Origin of the sequence: Sphingobacterium sp. 1.A.4 (assembly GCF_002734245.1) — a bacterium.
Lineage (GTDB): Bacteria > Bacteroidota > Bacteroidia > Sphingobacteriales > Sphingobacteriaceae > Sphingobacterium > Sphingobacterium tenebrionis.
In genome coordinates, this window is sequence record NZ_PEAZ01000074.1 from 135,113 (window position 1) to 157,901 (window position 22,789).

Consider the following 22,789-nt stretch of genomic DNA (forward strand, 5'->3'; position numbering starts at 1 on the left):
ATGAATGTCAACTACCTTAGCAGATAAAATCATCAGCTTTAACAAAACCCTGCATTATCAAGGGAATTTACCCCCAGATTTCAGGGTAATGAATCCATTTCTTGAAAATCCGGAAACATTGGTAGTGATGGCACAATTCTACCATAAATACTATAACGACAACAATAAGCGAAAGTTTATCATAGGCATTAACCCTAGTCGGCATGGTGCTGGGGTTACGGGCGTTCCATTTACCGATACTAAACGCTTGAAAACCGAGTGCGGAATTGAAATGCAATCTGCCCATACCCACGAAGTGTCATCCGTTTTTTTCTATGATATGGTTAGGGCGTTTGGAGGGCCCGAACGATTCTATTCCCAATTTTATGTCAATTCCCCCTTTCCTTTGGCGATCATCCGCCAGGGAAAGAACAGACAATGGACCAATGCCAATTATTATGATGATATGGCCTTATTTCAAGATGTGAAACCTTTTATGATTACCTCCTTGAAAAGACATATCGAACTTGGCCTGGATACTTCAGAAGTCTTTGTCCTTGGTAAGAAAAATTTAAAATTCCTGGAAATCATTAATAGGGAAGAACAGCTATTCGAAAAAATGACGGCTCTTGAACATCCCCGATATATCCAGCAATATAAATCCAAAGACAAAGACTTTTACATCGATAAATATTTGATAACCTTAGCAGGATTGAAAAACAATTTTTAATCAGACTTTTTATCTCTTATTAAATTCATATCCAATACCTATCGAACTTGTTCTGTTAAAAAATTTTGATTGTGATTGATTTGACATATTTACAAATCCTGCAGCGGAGGCTAGGTGGAAGACCAGGCCATTATTCAGTCTAAAGCCAGCCAGGGTACCCAAACCAGCATCGAATGGCTTAATCTGGTTCTCTAGTTCTCCCATTTCTAAATCTACGGAAACACCTCCAGAAGATAATTTTGCACTTATTCCATATGCTAGATAAAATCCGCCACCAATAAAAAAGTCGCCTTTTCGGGTAGGGATTCTACCTAAAAAATTGACAGGTAATTGGAGATAAAGAAATTTATCTGTGTATTTTCTGCCATCTTCTTCATAAGCTCCCCCTTTTCTTTCTAAGGATAATCCGGGTTGTATGGAAAATGTAGGTTTGATCTGGGCATCATAGTAGGCTGTTAAATGATAATGCGGTGCAATCTTAGTGATGGCGGTCATATCATCCGTCCTAGAAAATTCTTGGGCTAGGTTTAAACCTCCTCTTATTCCAAAGCCACTTTGGGCTTGTGCATAAGCTCCTATAGAAAGCAATAGGGCGATACTTAGAAAGATTCTTTTCATTGGTAGTGTTAATAATTTTGGTTTTCAACACTAAGATAGGGATAAGTTGAGATATTCGGTGCTGGGTATAGAGAAATTTGATAAAGGCAGCACCATGTCATGCTGAGCACGATGTCATGCTGAGCATCATGTCATGCTGAACATCGTCGAAGCATCTGTTCGTAAGCAACCGTACAGATCCTTCGACTACGCTCAGGATGACATTAATTTTGCTCAGGATGACATTAAGTTTACTAAGGATGACACCCTTTATGGCTTAGCATATAACAACCTCTATGGCTTACTATAAGCTTCAGAAACATCAAACTCTTCAAAATTCCTAATCTCCGATAACCTTGTTAATTCTTCCAAACTAATATCCTCCCAGGTATCCTCAAAAACCTCCTCACCACCATCATCCTCCGCTTGATTAATATTCTTCCTCGTCAGTTTCTTTTTGGTCAGAAAGTTTATACTCGTTTCGCTTAAAACAACAGGTCCATGATTCGAACTCTCATCGTATCCAATCATTTCAAAATCCCGATTCCTATAAGTAAACGTATAGGCCCAATGCCCATATCTACCATGTGCATAATGAATCTTTAGGTTCCCTCGCTCCACCATAATTCCTAAATCCGGGGGAAAATAAACTCCTCCTTCCTCGTTTTCAGAGGTAAAACAGGTATAGTTTTTCAATCCCAACTCATAATGATCCTTTTTGTTGAACAGTATAATGATCCCCCTTCTATTCCTATCCACCATTTTCCCATGCGTATTCTTAACCACCATACTCGTATCAGTTCCCTTGATCAGCATAATCACATCTTCTAATCCATCCTTATTCAAATCCCCTTTGATCAGCCCATCTTCCTGACCCTCCGCCGGATATTCGTCCTTAAATAGTTTATATCCCTCTGGAATAAAATCAAACGGATTTTTAGATCTCCAAACAGCCTCTTTCACCGGCTCAAAATTGGTATTGATAAGGGTTATTTTGTAATATTTGGTTACATGTTTATTTTCCTCCCAAAACATGACTTCCTTCATGTAAAGTACCTCTTCGTTTTGCCAGAAGGCTTCGGGGATATGGCATAAGAAAGTCTTTTCCCTTTTTTCAAAAACTTCCGATAAGGGAATGATATTTTCAAACCTTCCTGCCATCTTTTTTTGGATAAAATAGGTGTCACATTCCTGTCCAGGATAATAACCATTCAATCGAACGGTTTTCTGGGGTGAATTATACATCAAATCGGGATTACCTGCAATTTCCGTTTCCCGACCGTCCTTAAGATCAAAACTTACATCCGAAGAATGACCACCCTCAAACAGAATAATATCTTCCGAAGGATAATAGGCCACAAAACCCTCTTCATCGTATGGGCTATTATAGATACCTCCGTTTCGGAATAAAATCCGTCTTAAGCCTTTATATTCCTGATGTTCACGGAATTCCACAACCCCTGTCAACATCTTTTTTGCCGTGGCAAAATCCGTGATCTTCTGTAAAGTATCTACCGGTTTGGTCTTGGATTTTTCTACATAAAATTGAATGGAATCAATAAATTCAATGTCTAAGGAATAATTCTTTTCCCGTACTTCCCAGATCTGATTTTTACTTTTTTGAACTTGGCTTTGGGATTTTGAAGTTTGATTACAGCTCGCAAAGAAAAGCAATGGAAGCAGAAAAAGAAGGAACGCGGAACGTGTTTTCATAAGTTAATTTCATGGTCGTCATTAATCATCCTAATCCTAACAATAAACGTTCCGTATTGTAACAAATTGTTCATACTGATTCATTTATAGCTTAATTATCGCTAAATTAAGTAAGATTGTAAAATCAACTATAAACAGATCCCTAAGGTATAAGCAAATACGCAAGGGAATTCCAATTTGAACATGAATAGACGCCATTTTTTAAAAAATTCCAGCCTCTTGGGCTTTGCAACCTTACTAACTCAATTTCCGGTATGGGGAAAGAGTGTGTTTGCTTGGGAAAACCCTATCCATAACATTCCAGAAAACAAAGGGATTAATCCAGCATGGATAAAATCCTTGTACCTAAAAGGCGATAAGATTGCTTATCGAAAATCGAAGGATGAACTGAAATACATAGGCATGCCCATTGGCGGTTTGCATACAGGTACCGTATATATCGGGGGCGACGGGAAACTATGGCTATGGCAAGTATTCAATGATTCTTACGATGGTATGAATGAAGGGGTGGAGAACAAGGTCATTCAATGGCACAATTGGAAAGAAATGGTTAAGGTAAGGCCAAGGGATGGGGCAGCCTATGTTGAACCGCCATTGGCAAAAGATCTTCAAAAGTTTACACAAGGTTTCCAAATACAGGTATTGGATGGGAAGAAAATACAGCTTAAAGATTTGGATGCAGCATTGTGGGATGAAGTAATTTTTGAACCCACCTATCCATCCTGTAAGATTACCTATACGAGTCAGGATTTTCCGGTGGATGTTACCTTAACTGCTTTTACGCCATACATTCCATTAGATGTAGAAAATTCCTCTCTGCCCTTATCCTGTTTTCATCTCGATGTTGTGAATAAGACCAATAAATCCCTTGATATCCAATTGATCGGCTATTTGGAAAATGGTGTACATCATGGGAGAACCGATTTTGGACAGGTAAAGAAGGTAGCTCAACTCCATGAAAAGAAAGATGGAGCTAAGTTAATTCAATTTTCATGCAAGGATGTGCCTGAAGAATTCCAGCTTGCGGGTGACCATGGAACGATGGGGATCACCTGTGAAGATGCGAATGCCATATACCATGTGAATTATAAGCTGAAGGATTTATTCAATAAGAAGGCGAATGATGAAAATATTTCAGCTGTGGATTTCCAAGAATCACAGATCGGTGCGATCCAAATCTCCAAGAAGTTGGCTCCTAAGAAATCGACTGCTGCTCGTTTCGCAATTGCTTGGCATTTTAATCATCCACATCCAAAGTTAAAGGCAAAAATTAAGGATGCAAAGGATGGCTATTGGTATGGAACAAAATTTAAGGATGCTGCTGCAGTATTAGCTTATTACCTGGAAAATAAAACCAAGCTTACCTCCGAGACGCTGGATTGGGTAGATACCTGGAACGACAGCAGCTTGCCATACTGGTTTTTGGACAGGACATTCCTCAACATAGGAACCTTGGCAACCGCAAATACCATGCGTTTTGCTACAGGACGGTTCTGGGGCTGGGAAGGTATCGGAGCTTGTGCCGGAACTTGCACCCATGTTTGGCAATATGGCCAATCGATGGGTCGGATATTTCCTGAACTGGAGCGGAATCTCCGGGAAACAACAGATTTAGGTGTCGGTTTTAAACCCGATACCGGAGCAATCATCTTTCGGGCAGAATATGAATCCCGACCGGCAATCGACGGACAGGCAGGCGTTATTTTAAGGTTTTATAGGGATCATCAGATGAGTAAGGATGATGCTTTTTTAAAACGGAACTGGAGTAATCTGAAAAAGGCCATCCAATTTGTTTTGGATCAGGATAAAAATGGGGATGGGATGACCGACACGCCCATGGAAAATACATTGGATGCTGTATGGGAAGGAGAGATTGCCTGGATAGTAGGTTTATGTCTGGCAGCCGTACAGGCAGGAGCAAAAATGGCGGAAGAAGTTGCTGATGCTGAATTCCAAAAAATCTGTGAAAACTATGTCCTAAAAGGGGCCAAGCATATGGATGAAGAATTGTTCAATGGAGAATATTATATTCATAGACCTAACAAGGACTTTGGACGGAAGAAATTGGGATCTTATAATACCTGCCATATCGATCAGGTTTACGGACAGGCATGGACGCATCAATTGAACCTGCCCCGCATCAATGATAAAAAGAAAACCTTATCTGCCCTACAAGCTTTATGGAAATATAATTTTACCAATGATGTTGGTCCCTATATCAAAACGCATTTAAATGGAAGGCCCTACGCGTTGGCAGGAGATGGGGGAATGGTCATGAATACCAATCCTAAAAATGAGGATAAGCCATATGGCGAAAATGTGACCTGGCAACTTGGTTATTTCCATGAGTGCATGAGTGGCTTTGAACATCAAGTAGCCGCTCATATGATAGCCGAAGGAATGCTGGATGAAGGGTTGATCCTGACCAGAAAAATCCACGATCGATATCATGGTTCAAAGCGAAATCCTTTCAATGAAATCGAATGTAGTGACCATTATGCCCGCGCGATGGCGAGCTATGGCAGTTTCATCAATGCCTGCGGATTTACGTATCATGGCCCACAAAAAAGCATAGGATTTGATCCAAAAATAAACCCGGAAGAATTTAGGGCAGCATTTACTGCGGCAGAAGGTTGGGGAACCTTTTCCCAACGATTAAACCTGAAAGAGGGGCCAATGGCCGATATATTCATGCGTTATGGAACTTTAACCCTTAAAAGGTTGAGTTTGGGAGATGGCTTTGCATCCCATCAAAATAGATCCTTAACGGTCTCATTGAATGGACACCCATTGGAGACATCCAAAAAAGGGGGATCCGACAATAAGAAAACAATGGAGTTTGCCGAAGAAATAATCCTTAGAAAAGGAGATAGGCTGATCATTAGCTATTCCTGAAGGGAATAGCTATTTGTTCTTTTCTTTTTCCAATAAGTCCTGAAGTTCTTTTACTTTCTCCGGATATTTTTCTGCAAGGTTAACCCTTTCCCCTTGATCCTCAGCTAAATTATACAATTGGGGAACTTGCGAATTCCCTAATTCGGTATTCGTTTGTTTATTGATAGCCCGGCCATTATTAGGCACTATATATTTCCAATTATCCTTTACGATCGCCAATGATTGCGCATGCTGAACATAGATAGAACGGCCATTTTTATCCTTTCCCTGTAAAGTAGAAAAAAGCATCTCACTATCTTTTGCATCCTGTGGTTTGTCCTGACCCAACATTTCTGCAAACGAGGCAATCAGATCGATCTGACTGTACAAGGCGTCGGTTACATGGTTCTTTTTGATGCCTTTTCCCGCCACAATGAACGGAACTCGGGTTCCACCTTCAAAGTTGCTGTATTTTCCACCTCGGAAAGGACCGGCAGCTTCATGCCCATGACTCTTCTCTACAGACTCATCCTCATAACCATCGTCGATTACCGGGCCGTTGTCGCTAGAAAACACAATGATGGTATTATCCCTCAAGCCCAGCAGTTCCAATTGTTCCATGATCTGGCCAACTGTCCAATCCAATTGCAAAATGGCATCCCCACGGTATCCAAGTTCACTTTTTCCTTTAAAGAAGGTGGCTGGCATCCGGGGTACATGCGGTTCCGTAAGGGAAAAGAACAAGAAGAAAGGTTGTTGCTTATTCTTTTTGATGAAATCCTGTGCGACCTGGAGAAAGGTGGTCGAGACTTCTTCATCCACCCAACGGGCTTTGGTTCCGCCTTCCATAAAACCGATTCTTCCAATTCCGTTTACAATGGTGTTATTATGCCCATGATTGGGAGATGCCTTCATTTTTAACAACTCAGGATTTTCTTTACCAGTTGGTTCGTTTCCGATTTTTTCCTGGTAATTGACGCGGATGGGATCTTTAGGGTCCAATCCAACCACCCGATGGTTTTCCATGAATACGGTGGGTACTCGGTCAGCAGTTGCTGGGAAGATAAAGGAATAATCAAATCCGACCTCATTAGGTCCAGGTTTGATATCCTCATTCCAGTTCTTTTCCACTTGATTGCCTAAACCTAAATGCCATTTTCCTACCACCGCTGTTTGATATCCCGCTTGTTTAAAGACCTTGGGCAAACTTGCCTTGTCCGTAGGAACGATCAATTTGGCATCTCCTGGCAGAACGCCCGTACCTTTTTGGCGCCATGGATAATTACCAGTCATCAGGGCAAAACGTGATGGAGTACAGGTAGCTGAAGTACTGTGGGCATTAGTAAACCGTGTTCCGGATTTTGCCAAGGCATCCAAATGAGGTGTTTGAATTTTGCTGGCCCCATAGGCGCTCACATCCCCATAACCCAGATCATCCGCATAAATCAGGATGACATTGGGTTTTGCTTTATTCTTTTGCGCATAAACCGTATGGAAACAGATGATGGTTAAAACCATCATGGAAATCTTTGCAATAAATGAATTCATTTCTTTGGTAATAGGTTAGCTCTAAGATAGCATTAATTACCTTATTAAAGAAACAAGGTGCCTTTTGGGGCACCTTTATTTCAATTTATTGGCCTTTAAGTGTTGATAATACTAGTGTGATCAAGGCTATCATTTCCCATCGGCCTAAGGGTGTTAGATGTTCAATTTTTAGAATTCGTGATATTCATTGGCATCATTGTTTTTCCTCGTAGAAATGCCGAATATACTATAGATAGGACATACGCCTATTAGACTAGTCAGGATAAAAATCCCAGCAACAAGGAGTAATATGATAGCTAGAGTTCCTGAAATTATACCCAAATAATATAATACGGCAATAATGAATGCGATTGATATGCGGATGATTTTATCCGCGGTTCCCATGTTCTTTTTCATAGCATCGTTTGTTAGTGTGATAACACAAAAATGCAACTCAAAACATTTAAACTACGTGACATTTATCACAGAGCCTAAAAAAATTACAGGATTTCTATTTTATTTCTTGAAAGCTTGATTAAACCGCGTTGCTCAAATACCTTTAACAGCCTAGAGACCACTTCCCTTGAAGTAGATAATTCGATAGCGATATCTTGATGTGTTAATTTCAGGATGGTTGTTTGCATTATCTCTGCCTTGGATTTCAAATGTTCGAGCAGTCTTTCTTCGATCTTCTTGAAAGCCACATTGTCTAATGCATTGATGATTTCATCATAGCGTTGATCCATGGTTTTCAGGACAAACAGCCGCCAACTGGCATATTTTTCAAACCACTGCCTGGCTACCGATGATGGAACAGCAATTAATTCCACATCTTCTTCGACAATCGCCTTGATGTTGGATAATTTATCCATCAGCGAGGTGGATAGGGAAACCGCACAGGATTCGCCAGCTCGGATATAATAGATGAAAAGTTCATTGCCGTTCTCTGTCTGTCTGAGCACCTTGACCGTGCCTTGGATCAATAATGGGATGACCTTGATATATTTGTTGGGTTCAACGACTATTTTACCTGCTGGAACCTTTAAATGAACTCCCTTCTCCTCCAATTCTTCCCGAAGCCCAGCTTCCGTCAGAAAGTTGAATACGTCTGCAATCATGTTTTTTTGTATAGTGTGATCAATAAACCATGAAATTAATGTTTAAACACGGACAATCCTCAGAATTGAGCGATAATGCTTTAGAATGTAGCTGTATTGCTAAATATAACCATAATTATTCGTAGCTTTAGTTATGCCAATTATGAACAAATATATCTGGCGTTTTTTTAGGCCGATTTTTATATTCAACTTACTTGCATCTTTGTTTTATATCAAACTTGGTCCAGGCTTTTTTGTGGCGGCCTTTTCTTTGCTGACTTTTATACCGGTTTGTGCTTTTGTGCTCTTCTTTGATAAATCAGGAAACCTCGTCTATTATAACCTCGGTTACTCCAGAAGAAGATTACTTTTGCTATCCTTTCTCTGGAACTTTTTAACAGGCTTGCTCATTGCTTTAATCTTGTACTATGTCCGGAAATGAAAAAGAACTTCATGTAGATTCAGTGGAATTCAGTTATTCCAGCATGCGTACGCTGTTGACCGGTGGTTATCTAAGGTTGAAGGTAGGCGATATTATCGGATTGCTTGGCAGAAATGGAACAGGGAAATCAACCCTGATGAAAATTGTATTTGGTATTGTCCGCGCCCATTACGCCTATATACGAATCAATGGGAAGAAAGTGAATCGGGCTTTTGAAACGAAAGAGGTATGCTACCTGCCACAGGATAGCTTTCTGCCTACATCTTCCTTGGTGAAGCATATGATCGACTTTATGATAAGCGATGAAACTTTTCGAGAGGGATTATATGAGAACGAAGTGTTAAAACCTATCCTTAAAAATAAAATTGCCGAGATTTCGGGGGGCGAATTGAGGTATTTAGAAATCCTACTCTTACTACATCAACCGGCCACTTTTATTCTACTCGATGAGCCCTTTACAGGCCTTTCTCCTGTTCTGAAGGAAAAGATCCAAGAACACATCGTGGATTCCAGCCGTCGAAAAGGAATCCTGATCTCGGATCACGATTATATGAATGTGTTGGACATCAGCAATCAATTGATGTTGTTGGAAAATGGGGGATGCCGTAGGATCGAAAAGAAAGAGGATTTAGAGATGTTCTATGTGCCTGACGGAACATTTGACGGGAAATCTGAATAAAGCCTATGTAAAGGAGGCATATTTTCTATATTTGTTATAAAAAAAATTACATGTCTACTATATTAATCAAACATGCTTTGGTTGTAAATGAAGGGGAGCAACGCGCACTGGATATTTATATCAAAGATGGAAGGATTGCGAAAATCGGGAGTACCTTGGATCTGAAAGCAGATCAGGAAATCAATGCGGAAGGATTACATCTTTTTCCTGGGCTGATCGATGATCAGGTTCACTTTCGTGAACCGGGGCTGACCCATAAAGCCAATATCTACAGCGAAAGTAGGGCTGCGGTAGCCGGAGGGACCACTTCTTTTATGGAAATGCCCAATACGGTGCCTAATACTTTGACCCAGAAACTGCTCCAAGATAAATACGATATTGCCCAAGATAGCTCCTTAGCCAATTATTCCTTTTTCATGGGGGCTGCAAATGATAACCTGGAGGAGGTTTTAAAAACCAACCCGAGGGACGTTTGTGGTATCAAGATTTTTATGGGTTCATCGACCGGTAATATGTTGGTAGATAATGAAAGATCATTAGAAGCTATTTTTAGCCAGGCACCCACCTTGATCGCTACCCATTGTGAGGATGAAGCAACTATTCAAGCCAATCTGGCTGCCTATAAGGAAAAATATGGCGAGCAGGTAAGCATCGAAATGCATCCCTTGATCCGATCGGCGGAGGCTTGCTACTTATCTTCTTCCAAAGCGGTGGAACTTGCCAAAAAGAACAATACCAGATTACATATTCTGCATATTTCAACGGCCAGGGAAACAGCCTTGTTCCAAAATGATATTCCATTGGAACAGAAAAGGATTACGGCTGAAGCCTGTATCCATCATCTTTGGTTTTCGGATGAAGATTACAAGACCAAAGGGAATTACATCAAATGGAACCCAGCCGTAAAAACAGCCAACGATAGAGATGCTATCCTGAAAGCTGTTCTGGATGGCCATATTGATGTGATTGCAACCGACCATGCGCCACATACCATCGAAGAAAAGGAACAACCTTATCTTCAAGCACCATCTGGTGGACCTTTGGTGCAACATGCGCTACAGGCACTTTTGGACTTGGTAAAACAAGGAAAAATGACCTTGGAACAATTGGTTCAAAAGACTGCGCATAATACGGCTACGCTTTTTCAGATTGAACAACGCGGATTTATTCGGGAAGGCTATTGGGCGGATCTGGTATTGGTGGATCTGAACAAACCTTACACGGTAAATAAAAACAATATTTTATCGAAATGTGGCTGGTCACCTTTCGATAACCACACGTTCTCTTCTACCATCGAGCATACCCTGGTTTCAGGAAATCTAGCCTATACGGCAGGGAAGATTGTAGAAGTAGGTTCTGGACATCGCTTACTCTTTAATCGTTAATTATGGATAAACGTTCATTTATAAAAGCCATTGGACTTGGTTTGGCAAGTGTGCCATTTTTCGGGCATTCGGAAGCCATGGCCACAGCCGCACAATTGAAGAATTTATTAAAAGGAAAGGTGCTTAAAGCCGGTGATACCATTGGCCTGATAACTCCTGCCTCCGCATTGCCGGATGAAGAGTCCATTACCATCTGTAAGGATGTTATGGCTTATTTTGGTTTCAAGGTGAAGGAAGGAAAATATATCCGCGAACGTTATGGTAATCTGGCCGGAACAGATGCGCAGCGGTTGGAAGATTTGCATGCGATGTTTCGTGATAAAGAGGTAGCAGGTATTCTTTGTATCCGTGGAGGTGCTGGAGCATCCAGGCTGCTGCATAAGATCGATTACGATATGATTGCCAAAAACCCGAAGGCATTGATCGGTTATAGTGATATCACGGCCTTGATCATGGCTTTTCAAGCAAAAATTGGTTTGGTTACTTTCCATGGCCCGGTAGGAACCAGTACATGGAGTAATTATGTAGCTAAGGGCTTTACTGAACAGTTAATGGAAAACAAACTGGTAACCTATAGTAATCCGGATAAAAAAGGAGATAATGTGGTCCAGTATAAAGATAGGATTACAACCATTAATCCAGGTGTTGTAGAAGGGAAGTTCTTGGGCGGAAACCTCACCTTGATTTCGGGTCTTTGTGGTTCTCCTTATCTTCCGGATTTTAAGGATAGTATCCTCTTTTTGGAAGAGATCAACGAATCTCCAGAAAAAGTGGATAGGATGTTCTGCCAACTGATGAATGCAGGGATATTATCCCAGATCAAAGGTTTTGTTTTTGGGAAATGTACTGATTGTAGCCCATCTGCTGGTTATGGATCGTTGAACCTAGATCAGATCTTACGGGACTATATCAAACCTTTGAACATTCCTTCCTATTCCGGAGCAGTGATCGGTCATGTTTCTGATCAGTTCTTATTGCCGGTAGGGGTGAAAGCAAGGATCGATGCCAGTAAAGGCACAATAGAGTTTCTTGAAAAAGCGTTAGTATAGTATGAAGTTATTTCTTGTTTCCATCGGTTTACTCGCTGCAACGACATGCGGCAATCCATTTTCTTCGAATTCCTCTTCAGGAAAGGGGCTTCAGGTCGACAGCAGTCAATGGAATGAGATGCATGCTAAATATAAGGAAAAAGCGCTTTTCCATCGACGTTTCAAACATCAGGATATTGATTCTTTGGTTAAAGTTCATCAAGGAAATTCACTGTTTGCAGTTTCTCAAATTGGGAAATCTGTGGAAGGACGAGCGATTTATGAGCTAAGCTATGGTAAAGGCGATAAAAAGGTGATGCTTTGGTCACAAATGCATGGTGATGAGCCTACTGCTACGATGGCCTTGTTTGATATCTTTAATTTTCTTTCCAGAAAGAACGATGGTTTTGATTCCATCAGAAATATACTCCAATCCAATTTGGAGCTTCATTTTATTCCGATGCTCAATCCGGATGGAGCAGAACGTTTTATGCGTAGGAATGCGCAGAGCATAGACCTTAATCGGGATGCCCGAGCAGGTCAAACGGTAGAAGGAGCTTTATTAAAAGCGCGTGCCAAGGCGGTTAATCCGAGGTACGGTTTCAACCTTCATGATCAGAATATTTATTACAATGTGCCCGATACAAAGAATCCAGTGACCATTTCTTTATTGGCACCGGCATTTAACCAGGAAAGGGATATCAACGATATCCGAAAGGGAGCCATGCAGATCATTGTCGGGATGAATACCATTTTGCAACAGTACATTCCTGATGCGGTGGCGAAATACGATGATACCTATACACCACGTGGTTTTGGGGATAATTTCCAATCTTGGGATGCCAGCACGGTATTGATCGAATCGGGTGGATTAAAAGGAGACCCGGAAAAACAACAGATCCGTAAATTGAATTTTATCATTATCCTGAACGCTCTATTGGAAATTGCCGAAGGTAGTTATGGCCAATATGATGCTAAAGGGTATGAGGATATTCCATTCAATGCCAGCCAGATGCACGATGTTATGATTCGTGGTTTGGAATTTGGATCAGATTCTATTTCCTTGGTGAGCGATATTGCCATCCGTCGTGGTGAAACTACGGTTGGAAGAGATTATTTTATTCGAGGTAGGGTAGAGGATATCGGTGATCTTCCAGAGTCTTATGGATATGATGAAGTAGAGGCTAAAGGAATGAAATTGGTGGTTGGTAAATTAGCAGCAACACCGGTGGATTCCTTGAAGAACATCAGCAAAGAAATGGCTTATGATCTGTTGAAAAAGGGTTATATGGGGATCCAAGTTAAGGGACTGACACCTGCTCAAGTGGGAAGTCTGCATAATTTGCCTATACATATCTATAATAAACTTAATTTTGCGACAACAAGCTTTATAGATTTAGGGGGAACAGCCAATTTCTACATCGGTGATTCAGCTGGAAACCTTAAATATGCGATATTGAACGGTTATTTGATAGATCTATCAAAACCTTTGGCAGAATTGCCAGCATTAAAAAACAGAGTCCAATAGGACTCTGTTTTTTTTATCGTTATTGCTGATATAACTTTAGGAATTTCTGTAGTTTGGGAGCAATGACTACTTGACAGAATTGGTTTTGGGGATTCTGGTTAAAGTAATCATGGTGATAATCTTCGGCTTCCCAAAAGGTTACTGCTGGTTCTACAGCAGTTACGATCGGACTATCATAAACCTTAGCCTCTTCCAATGCTTGGATAAACGCTTCTGCTTCCTGCTTCTGTTTGTCATCATGGTAGAAAACCACCGAACGATATTGGGTTCCCACATCTGCTCCTTGTCTGTTTAATGTAGTAGGATCGTGGGTTTTAAAGAAAACCTCCAATAGATCCTGAAAAGAAACTTGGCTTTCATCAAAATCGATCTGAATGACCTCTACATGCCCCGTAGCGCCTGAACATACCTGTTCGTAGGTTGGGTTCTCACGTTGTCCGCCCATATAACCTGGAAGGACTTCCTTTACACCTTTTGTATGTTGGAAGATGACCTCTGTACACCAGAAGCAACCTCCACCGAATGTTGCAATCATATCTTGTTGTTTGTTTATACAAATTTACGAAGAATTCTTTTTTAGCTTTTCTTCGGATTGTAATGGTACTTTCCTTTTTCGATGAGGTCTTGTTTCTCATTATCGCATACGGCAAAGGTGAATCCATCCTGCAAAGCATAAGAACCATATTCTCCGTTTTTATTTAAAGCAAGGAACCCGACCTGGATATCCTTGGCGATATCGGGTTTCTTTTTCACGATCCGCATCACGGCTTCTTTGCAGGCATCTTCGGGAGAATAACCTTGACGCATCAATTCTACCACCAGAAAACTTCCCACTGTACGGATGACTTCCTCTCCAACACCGGTTGAAGTTGCACCTCCGATTTCATTGTCCACATATAATCCTGCGCCAATGATGGGGCTGTCGCCAACTCTTCCATGCATTTTGAAGGCCATGCCGCTGGTGGTACAGGCACCGGATAGATTCCCATTCGCATCTAAGGCCAACATACCGATGGTATCGTGGTTGTATTTATTTCCAGGAAGTTTTTCGGTCGCAAAAGCCTTGTTCTCAATATTCATCACCGGCTTATAGTTCTTTTCCTTCAACCATTCTTTCCATGCCTTTTCAGAAGCTTCGGTCAACAGGTTTTCTTCTTGAAATCCATTTTCCAAAGCAAATTGTTTAGCGCCTAGACCAACCAGCATCACATGTGGTGTTCTTTCCATCACCAAGCGGGCAACGGAAATAGGATGGGCAATGTTTTCCAAAGCTGCCACAGAACCACAATTGCCTAGTTCATCCATGATGCAGGCATCCAAGGTCACATGGCCATCGCGATCAGGGAATCCGCCTTTACCTACGGTTTGATTTTCCAGGTCTGCTTCGGCTACTTTAACCCCTTGCTCCACGGCATCCAATGCACGACCATTATTTCCTAATACCTCCCAAGCTGCTTTATTGGCTGCAACGCCGAAATCCCACGTAGAAATAACAATTGGTTTTTTTCCTTTGCCTTTGGCTGCATTGCTATTATTGTCGCAAGAGATGGCGGTAGCTACTGCCGATAGGCTTGCTGCCCCGACAATACTTTGTTTGATAAATTTTCTTCGTGAATGCATAGTATTTGCAATATTAGTAATAGAATTGCATATTTACCTATTTAGGACTCATAAACAGTGAACATGAACTTTAAATTTACCGCATTATTTTGTTTTATTCTCGGAATAAATCAATTAGCCCATGCCCAGACAGATTCCACGCTCTATAAAAAAGTGGAGGGGCTGGTGTTGGAGGCTAAACAAAAATATGCGCCAGATAAACGTACTAAAATTGTTGCATTGGTACAAGCGGATGCAAAGAAGAATACCTATGTGATCGAATCTACTGAGAAGGAAGCAAATACCTTCCTACAGTCCAAGATTAAAGGTTTACCAGGTAAAATATCCATCAAATCCCTGCCGGATACTTCTATTGGGGAGAAAATCTATGGGGTGATCAACCTTTCGGTGGCCAATTTAAGGACCCAACCGGGCAATGCCTCTGAAATGGCAACCCAAGCATTGTTGGGTACCCAGGTGGATATTCTACAGAAGGATCGCGGTGAATTCCGTGTCAGAACTCCGGAAGGATATATTTCCTATATCCCTGCTTCTTCGTTGGTGCCGATGAATGCCAAGGAAATCGCAGAATGGAAAAACAGTAAAAAAGTAATCTATACGCAGGAATTTGGAAAATCCTATTCGAAAGCTGATCCGGCGAGTATTCGCGTATCGGATTTAGTATATGGAGATATTCTTGCCCTAACAGCAGAATCTGGTGATTTTTATCAAGTGAGTTATCCCGATAAACGGATTGCTTTCATCCCTAAAAGTGAAGCCCTAAGTTTTGACCAATGGTTAGCGACCCGCCAGTTGACTTCCGAAAATGTGCTATCTAGTGCAAAGACCATGATGGGATTACCCTACCTATGGGGTGGAACTTCGGTAAAAGGGGTAGACTGTTCGGGGTTCACCAAAACAGCCTATTACATGAATGGTTATGTGATTCCGAGGGATGCCTCCCAACAGGTATTGGCCGGCGATAAAATTGATATATTGGATAAAGACGGGCATTTTGATGCGGAAAAGGCTTTAAAGAACCTGAAACCTGCAGATCTATTGTTCTTTGCGTCCGGAAAAAATAGTAACCCCAATGCCCGTGTAACCCATGTGGCATTGTATATCGGAAATGGTGAATTTATTCATGCAGCAGGGACGGTGCGAATCAATTCCATGCTGAAGAACGCTAGTAATTATGATGATTTCCAGACCAGGACCGTTGTTGCTGCGCGCAGGTATATCGGGGCGGAGGATGCCCAAATCCAAAAAGTTCAGAACAACGCATATTATAAACCATAATAGAGATGGATCAACAAGAATGGGTAAGTAAAAAAATGGGGAAATTTACCCTGAGGTTCAAACCTTACACCCTAACCTTAAGACATGTTTTTACTGTTGCCTCTTTCAGCCGATCGACCACACCTGTGGTGTTGACGGAGCTGGAGTATGAAGGGGTAGTAGGATATGGGGAAGCAAGTATGCCGCCATACCTCGGCGAATCGCAGGAAAGCGTGATGGCATTTTTAAATAAGATCGATCTTTCCTCTTTCGATTCTCCTTTTCAAACAGAGGAAATCCTGCATGCGGTAGATGCCTTAGAAGCGAAAAACACTGCTGCAAAAGCGGCGCTGGATATCGCCTTGCATGATCTTTTAGGGAAATTGATGAACCAGCCTTTTTATAAGATCTGGGGTCTGAATCCGGAACTGATTCCTGCAACTTCCTATACCATCGGTATCGACACGGAAGAAATGATCAGAAAGAAAGTGCAGGAAGCGGAACAGTTCAAGATCCTAAAAGTGAAATTAGGATTGGATACCGATAAAATGATCATAGAAACCATTCGTTCCGTGACGGATGTGCCTTTATGTGCAGATGTGAATCAGGGATGGAAAAATAAGGAAGAAGCTTTGGAAATGGCCCATTGGTTAAAGGAACGCAATGTGGTTTTTCTGGAACAGCCGATGCCGAAGGAAATGATCGATGAGAATGCTTGGCTGACTGAGCATTCACCAATACCGACAATTGCCGATGAAGGCTGCCAACGCTTAGTGGATGTTCCAGGATTGCAAGGTGTCTATACAGGTATCAACATCAAATTGATGAAGTGTACCGGTATGCGAGAGGCCAAACAAATGACCGAATTGGCCAGGGCATTAAACATGAAAGTGATGTTAGGCTGTATGACGGAGACTTCCTGTGCTATTTCTGCGGCCGCTCAATTAGCGCCTTTAGTGGATTGGGCGGATTTGGACGGAGCACTTTTGATTGATAATGACCTTTATGATGGCATGCGGGTGGAGAATGGGAAATGTATTTTACCGGATCGCCCCGGAATTGGTATAAAATTGAAATAATATTGCTATTAATTTCTTAGCAGAGCTATTAAAAAAACAATCAACCTAAAAAATTGATTGTTTTTTTATTTTATGGGCAATAAAATTGCAATTTTATGCAACATTATTTGGCTATTTTTCTTTTTTACTTCCCAAATACTAACAAATAATCAATCTAAATTGCATTTTTTTGCAAATTTCCTATCAGATTTGACATCATTCAGCTATCTTAGTTTTGTCTTAATAACCAATCAAGCTAAAGATGAAACTACCTTCAATTATTTCACTTGCGGTAGCATCCGTTTGCTCTATGCAAATGTTGGCCGCACAACAACAATCTATAGCTGGAAAGATTACAAATACGAAAGGAGAGCCCATAGTAGGCGCCTCGGTATTTATAAAAGGTACCCAGCAGGGTACTGCCAGCAATGAAAGCGGATTATTTTCAATCAATGCTCCTAATAGTGCTGTTCTTCGGATCACGGCGGTAGGATATGCACCCAAGGAAGTAGCCGTAAATGGCCGGACAAGCATTCAGGTGCAATTGGATCAGGAAGAGGGAGCGATCGATGAGGTCGTAGTAACCGCCCTAGGCATCCAAAGAAGCGAAAAATCGCTTGGATATTCGACCCAGAAGATCGATGGGGATGATTTGACCTTTACAAAAGAAACCAATGTCCTTGGATCCTTGGCAGGAAAAGTAGCTGGTGCGCAGGTTACCGGTTCTTCAGGAGCGAGTTTAGGTGGTACCCAAAAGATCAAGATCAGGGGTATCAACTCCGTAACTGGTGGTGGCCAACCATTAATGGTAATTGATGGAACACCTATTTCCAATGCCAACTTCAGTAGCAGTACCGGTAATGGTGTAGACCTTGGAAACGTGGGACAGGATATCAATCCTGAGGATATTGAATCTATCAACGTGCTGAAAGGCCCTACGGCTTCTGCCTTGTACGGATTGAGAGGACAATACGGGGTTATCATGATCACCACTAAAAAAGGTAAAAAGGGTCCGAAATCCATATCTGTCGATGTTAACTCCGCCACATCTTTTGAACAGGTCGGAAATTTTATGCCACTACAGAATATTTATGGGGTGGGTAATAACCAGACCTTCCTGAAATTGGCCTCCGGCGAATTGTATGTGAACGGAAATGATGAATCCTGGGGTCCAAAGATGGATGGTACGCCTGTAAGGATGTATTATAGTTTCTATAAACAGGATGAAGATTATGGAAAGGCAACCCCTTTTTCTCCACAACCAAATAATATCAAGGATTTCTTTCAGACAGGAATGAATACCAATAATGGTATTACGATCGCTGGAGGTGCAGAGAATTCCGCGGTTCGTTTTTCGTACAACAATACCTACATCAAAGGAACTTACCCGAATACCTGGTTGAAGCGTAATAACTTTGCATTGAACGGTTCCTTGGATTTAACCGATAACCTGACGGCTTCTGCGAACATCAATTATGCAAATAACAATGGTCAACGTCCGGTAATGGGTTACCAAGGTTCTTTCACGGGAGCAACGCAATGGTTCCAACGGAATATCGATATCAATAGATTGAGAAACTATCGCTATGCCGATGGTACGATCATGAACTGGAACGTGAATCCAAATACTACGCAGGAATTGATGATCAATAATACGCCATCGGATTGGAACAACCCTTTCTTTGATGCTTACGAAAACCTGAACAATGATAACCGTGATCGCGTTTTTGGTGATGCGGGATTAACCTATAAGGTATTGCCGGAATTGAAACTATCGGCTTTCGTGCGCAAGGATTTATTTACCCAAAACACCAGTCGTAAACTATCGATCGGTGGACGTTCGGAATCTGGAGCAGGATCTTTCTTATCCAACACAGGATATTCGGTAGGGAAGTTCCAAAATGATGAAACGAACTACGAGTTCTTGGCAACCTACGATAAGGTTTGGGACGATTTTTCACTGAATGCCAATATGGGTGGTAATATCTATCAACGGAATTATGACTACCTAACCCAAAAAACACAGGGTGGATTGAGTTCTCCAGCCTTCTTTAATATCGAAGGTTCGATTGATAGACCATTGAATGAATCTTATAAATTGAAAAAACAGATACGTTCTTTCTATACCATGGCTTCTATTGGTTACAAGGATACCTATTTCTTGGATGCCTCTATCCGTCGGGATATTTCATCGACCTTACCTAAAGACAATAATTCCTATTGGTACCCTTCGGTATCTGGTGCCTTTGTGTTCAGTAACCTGATCGGACCTTCTGCTTTGAGTTTTGGTAAGTTGAGAGCTTCTTATGCGGTGGCAGGTGCGGATGTGGATCCATTCGATATCTTGACCAATTATAATATCGGAAGTGTTTATGCGACTTCGAATTCTACTATCAATACACTTTCTATTCCTGATATCTTGAACAATCCAAACCTGAAGCCTTCTTTCGCGCATTCTTATGAAATTGGTGCCGATTTGAAGTTCTTCCAGAACCGCTTGGGATTGGATGTGACTTATTACCAACAACGTAATAAGGATCAGGTGATCAGTCTTTCCACTTCTTCAGGAACTGGTTTCTCTCGTGCAACAGTCAATGCCGGAGATATCGAAAATAACGGTATTGAGGTATCGATTAATGCAACGCCTGTTCAAACGGAGAATTTCACTTGGACAACCACCTTGAACGGTGCTAAAAACAACAGCAAAATCCATGAACTGATCCCTGGAATTGATTCTTACGAGCTAGGTTCCAATACCTATTCGAGCCAAACGGTGTATTTGTATGCCAATAAAGGAATGGCATTCGGATCTTTGGTAGGACCGGGCTATAAAACGGATGAAGCAACCGGAAAAATTCTATTGGACAATAGCAATATGCCTATTCAGCAGATGAACAAGGACTTCGGATCCGTTCTGCCTGATTTTACAGGAGGATTCATCAATTCCTTCCGCTATAAGAATGTGGACCTTAATGCCATGATCGATTTCCAAGCAGGAGGTCAATTCTTCAGCTGGTCGAAAATGTTGGCCGTTAAGTCTGGTCAGGCGGAGGAAACTGCTGCGATGAACAGCAATGGAAAGAATGTTCGTGATCCATTGGCAGATGGTGGAGGTTATGAAATAAATGGTATTTCAGAAGCTACTGGTCAAGAAGTGAATGCATTTGTAGATGCAAGAACTTATTTTAGAAACAACATTGGTACCCGTATCTACGAAGAATGGTTGTACGATGCTTCGTACATCAAACTGAGAGAGGTAAGTTTAGGCTATACCTTTAACCAAAATCAATTAGGAAGCTCTCCATTCAAATCTATCCGAGTAGCCGTTATTGCAAGGAATCCTTGGATGATTTGGCAAAAAGCACCAAAAGGACTTGATCCTTCAGAATTATCTGCTGGAAGTGCTTCGATCAGCTGGATCGAAAAGGGAGAATTGCAGACCGTTCGTTCCTATGGATTTAATTTAAGTGTTAAATTTTAACCATTAACATCATGAAAAAGCATTTATTAAAATATATATTATTTGCCCTTACGCCTATTGCGGTTGCTTCCTGTACTAATTTCGATGATTCGTACTATGAGAACCCCAATAAGCCCAGTAAGGCCTCAGGAACGCAATTGATTGCGAATGCACAGTTTTTCCTGCCAAATTTAAGCTCTAGCGCGTATGGTGTGCATTATCCGCAATACCTGAGTTTAACAACCTATACGGATAATACCCGTTTTATTGCACAGAATTTTGATTTTGAGACCTGGTATGTGGGTCCGTTGATGAACTTGGAGGATGTGCTGAGCAAGCAGGAAGCATTGGATGCTAATGAAGGGCCGGTTGCCAATCAGGTTGCCGTAGCCAAGATCTTAAAAGCATTCTTTATGTGGAATGTGACGGATAGATGGGGGGATGTGCCGTATACGGAAGCCTTCCAGGGTACTGCTCTTCCAAATCCTAAATACGATAAGCAAGAGGATATCTATAAAGCTTTATTTACTTTATTGGATGAAGCGAATGCCGCTATTGTATTGACCAACGGAACGATCAAGAACGATATTATTTATAAGGGGGATATGTCCAAATGGAAGAAGTTGGGGAATTCCATCCATATGTTGATGGCCTTACGCTTATCCAAAGTGAATCCTACCTTAGGGAAGGCGGAGTTTGAAAAGGCCATGCAGGCTGGGGATATGACCGCAAATGCGGATAATTTATCCTATCCTCATTTGGCGCAGGCTGCGCATCAGAATTTCTGGTACAATTCCTTTACGGTGTTGAAAAGAAACTGGTATGCTTTGTCGGAGGCTTTGGTAAACCTGATGTTGCCGCAGGAGGATCCTCGATTGGCAGTTTATGGCGATAAGAATGCAGCAGGTGGATATGCTGGTTTGGCTTTTGGAAAAGCGGTTCCGAATCCTGACGTGGATATCCCTAAGGTTTCTTTGTTGGGTGCTGGAATCAGAAATCAAGACTCTCCTGTGCCATTGGTAACTTATGCACAATTGCAGTTCGCAAAAGCGGAAGCCGCTAAGTTGGGATGGATTGCTGGTGGAGATGCGCAGGCGAAAACGTATTATGAAACGGGAATAAAAGAATCGATTAAGCAATGGACCGGTTCGGATGCATCAGCAGCTGGATATTTGGCAAAACCGGCTATTGTTTATTCGCCAGCGAAAGCGTTGGAGCAGATTGCTACGCAACGGTATATTCATGTGTTTCCGTATGGGTATGAAGGTTGGGCAGAATGGAGAAGGACAGGTTATCCTGTGCTGACTCTGGCTTCGGATATTAATGGTGGTAAGATGCCTAGGAGAGATGGTTATCCATTAAGTGAGGCAGCAAATAATAAAGCGAATTATGAAGCTGCGGTTTCTGCACTTCCATATGGTGGTGAGGATAATTTGAATAGTAGGGTGTGGTGGGATAAGCCTTAGGTTTTCCCGTCATTGCGAGGAGGTACGACGAAGCAATCTTTGGATTAGTTTAAAGATTGCTTCGTTCCTCGCAATGAACTGTGTATATATCCAAATAATAAATTAAATTTTCTCCAAATAATATTCTGATTAGGCCGCTTTTGCGATGTAGCCCTTTCCAGATTTTGCGATGGCGAATGCCTGTTTGATCAGTTTGTTCACCACTGCTATGATTGCGACCTTGTAGGGTTTTCCCTTTTCCATCAACCTCCCATAAAGCCCGCTGCAGGCGGTGTTGCTCCTGATGGCGGATATTGCCGCCATGTACAGCACCTTTCTGACCTGGCCCATCCCCATCTTGCAGATATGT

Annotated in this window: 17 protein-coding genes and 1 pseudogene; 10 read left to right on the plus strand and 8 right to left on the minus strand. The window is 41.6% G+C overall.

The window, feature by feature from the left end; genetic code table 11:
• Window positions 1-4 precede the first annotated feature (4 nt).
• Complete coding sequence (locus CRJ00_RS13115; protein WP_099367228.1) at window positions 5-709, plus strand: SMUG2 DNA glycosylase family protein; 705 nt, start codon at window positions 5-7, stop codon at window positions 707-709.
• A 9-nt stretch (window positions 710-718) separates the two neighbouring features.
• Here CRJ00_RS13115 and CRJ00_RS13120 read toward each other — a convergent pair whose 3' ends face one another.
• Together CRJ00_RS13120 and CRJ00_RS19010 are read right to left on the minus strand one after the other, a co-directional pair.
• Window positions 719-1,327: an outer membrane beta-barrel protein gene (locus CRJ00_RS13120; RefSeq protein WP_099367229.1), complete on the minus strand. Its 609-nt coding sequence runs from the start codon at window positions 1,325-1,327 to the stop codon at window positions 719-721.
• A 273-nt stretch (window positions 1,328-1,600) separates the two neighbouring features.
• Window positions 1,601-3,019: a hypothetical protein gene (locus tag CRJ00_RS19010; protein WP_218962216.1), complete on the minus strand. Its 1,419-nt coding sequence runs from the start codon at window positions 3,017-3,019 to the stop codon at window positions 1,601-1,603.
• Window positions 3,020-3,202: 183 nt separating this feature from the next.
• Here CRJ00_RS19010 and CRJ00_RS13130 point away from each other — a divergent pair, with 183 nt between their 5' ends.
• A complete protein-coding gene (locus CRJ00_RS13130) occupies window positions 3,203-5,914 on the plus strand; it encodes a GH116 family glycosyl hydrolase (protein WP_099367230.1) in 2,712 nt (903 codons plus the stop codon).
• A gap of 9 nt (window positions 5,915-5,923) precedes the next feature.
• On the opposite strand, the gene CRJ00_RS13135 is transcribed toward CRJ00_RS13130, so the two are convergent.
• The 3 genes from CRJ00_RS13135 to CRJ00_RS13145 form a co-directional block, all read right to left on the minus strand.
• Entirely contained in the window at window positions 5,924-7,441 is a 1,518-nt protein-coding gene (locus CRJ00_RS13135) for a sulfatase family protein (protein ID WP_099367231.1), read from the minus strand.
• Between the two features lie 168 nt (window positions 7,442-7,609).
• Complete coding sequence (locus CRJ00_RS13140) at window positions 7,610-7,837, minus strand: YgaP family membrane protein (protein ID WP_099367232.1); 228 nt, start codon at window positions 7,835-7,837, stop codon at window positions 7,610-7,612.
• Between the two features lie 83 nt (window positions 7,838-7,920).
• Window positions 7,921-8,538 (minus strand): Crp/Fnr family transcriptional regulator, encoded by a 618-nt coding sequence (locus tag CRJ00_RS13145; protein WP_099367233.1) that lies wholly within the window; start codon window positions 8,536-8,538, stop codon window positions 7,921-7,923.
• A gap of 407 nt (window positions 8,539-8,945) precedes the next feature.
• Here CRJ00_RS13145 and CRJ00_RS13155 point away from each other — a divergent pair, with 407 nt between their 5' ends.
• Genes CRJ00_RS13155 through CRJ00_RS13170 form a run of 4 tightly spaced genes read left to right on the plus strand, consistent with a single transcriptional unit; the run spans window position 8,946 to window position 13,579 of the window.
• A complete protein-coding gene (locus CRJ00_RS13155; protein WP_099367235.1) occupies window positions 8,946-9,638 on the plus strand; it encodes an ATP-binding cassette domain-containing protein in 693 nt (230 codons plus the stop codon).
• A 50-nt stretch (window positions 9,639-9,688) separates the two neighbouring features.
• The gene (locus CRJ00_RS13160; RefSeq protein WP_099367236.1) at window positions 9,689-11,023 is read left to right on the plus strand and encodes a dihydroorotase; all 1,335 of its coding nucleotides are present in this window, start codon (window positions 9,689-9,691) and stop codon (window positions 11,021-11,023) included.
• Window positions 11,024-11,025: 2 nt separating this feature from the next.
• Complete coding sequence (locus CRJ00_RS13165; RefSeq protein WP_099367237.1) at window positions 11,026-12,072, plus strand: S66 peptidase family protein; 1,047 nt, start codon at window positions 11,026-11,028, stop codon at window positions 12,070-12,072.
• Between the two features lies 1 nt (window position 12,073).
• Entirely contained in the window at window positions 12,074-13,579 is a 1,506-nt protein-coding gene (locus CRJ00_RS13170) for a M14 family zinc carboxypeptidase (protein WP_099367238.1), read from the plus strand.
• Between the two features lie 19 nt (window positions 13,580-13,598).
• Here CRJ00_RS13170 and msrA read toward each other — a convergent pair whose 3' ends face one another.
• The gene (msrA, locus tag CRJ00_RS13175; protein WP_099367239.1) at window positions 13,599-14,114 is read right to left on the minus strand and encodes a peptide-methionine (S)-S-oxide reductase MsrA; all 516 of its coding nucleotides are present in this window, start codon (window positions 14,112-14,114) and stop codon (window positions 13,599-13,601) included.
• Between the two features lie 41 nt (window positions 14,115-14,155).
• Window positions 14,156-15,199 (minus strand): N(4)-(beta-N-acetylglucosaminyl)-L-asparaginase, encoded by a 1,044-nt coding sequence (locus CRJ00_RS13180; protein WP_099367240.1) that lies wholly within the window; start codon window positions 15,197-15,199, stop codon window positions 14,156-14,158.
• 63 nt (window positions 15,200-15,262) lie between these two features.
• On the opposite strand from CRJ00_RS13180, the gene CRJ00_RS13185 reads away from it, so the two are divergent.
• The 4 genes from CRJ00_RS13185 (at window position 15,263) to CRJ00_RS13200 (ending at window position 22,440) form a co-directional block, all read left to right on the plus strand.
• Window positions 15,263-16,477, plus strand: a complete 1,215-nt coding sequence (locus CRJ00_RS13185) for a C40 family peptidase (protein ID WP_099367241.1) — start codon at window positions 15,263-15,265, stop codon at window positions 16,475-16,477.
• Between the two features lie 5 nt (window positions 16,478-16,482).
• Window positions 16,483-17,535: a dipeptide epimerase gene (locus tag CRJ00_RS13190; RefSeq protein WP_099367242.1), complete on the plus strand. Its 1,053-nt coding sequence runs from the start codon at window positions 16,483-16,485 to the stop codon at window positions 17,533-17,535.
• A gap of 241 nt (window positions 17,536-17,776) precedes the next feature.
• The gene (locus CRJ00_RS13195; protein ID WP_099367243.1) at window positions 17,777-20,995 is read left to right on the plus strand and encodes a SusC/RagA family TonB-linked outer membrane protein; all 3,219 of its coding nucleotides are present in this window, start codon (window positions 17,777-17,779) and stop codon (window positions 20,993-20,995) included.
• Window positions 20,996-21,006: 11 nt separating this feature from the next.
• Window positions 21,007-22,440, plus strand: coding sequence for a SusD/RagB family nutrient-binding outer membrane lipoprotein (locus CRJ00_RS13200; RefSeq protein ID WP_099367244.1), 1,434 nt, complete (start codon window positions 21,007-21,009; stop codon window positions 22,438-22,440).
• A 129-nt stretch (window positions 22,441-22,569) separates the two neighbouring features.
• Here CRJ00_RS13200 and CRJ00_RS13205 read toward each other — a convergent pair.
• A pseudogene (locus CRJ00_RS13205) lies at window positions 22,570-22,789 on the minus strand (IS110 family transposase); the annotation flags it as partial.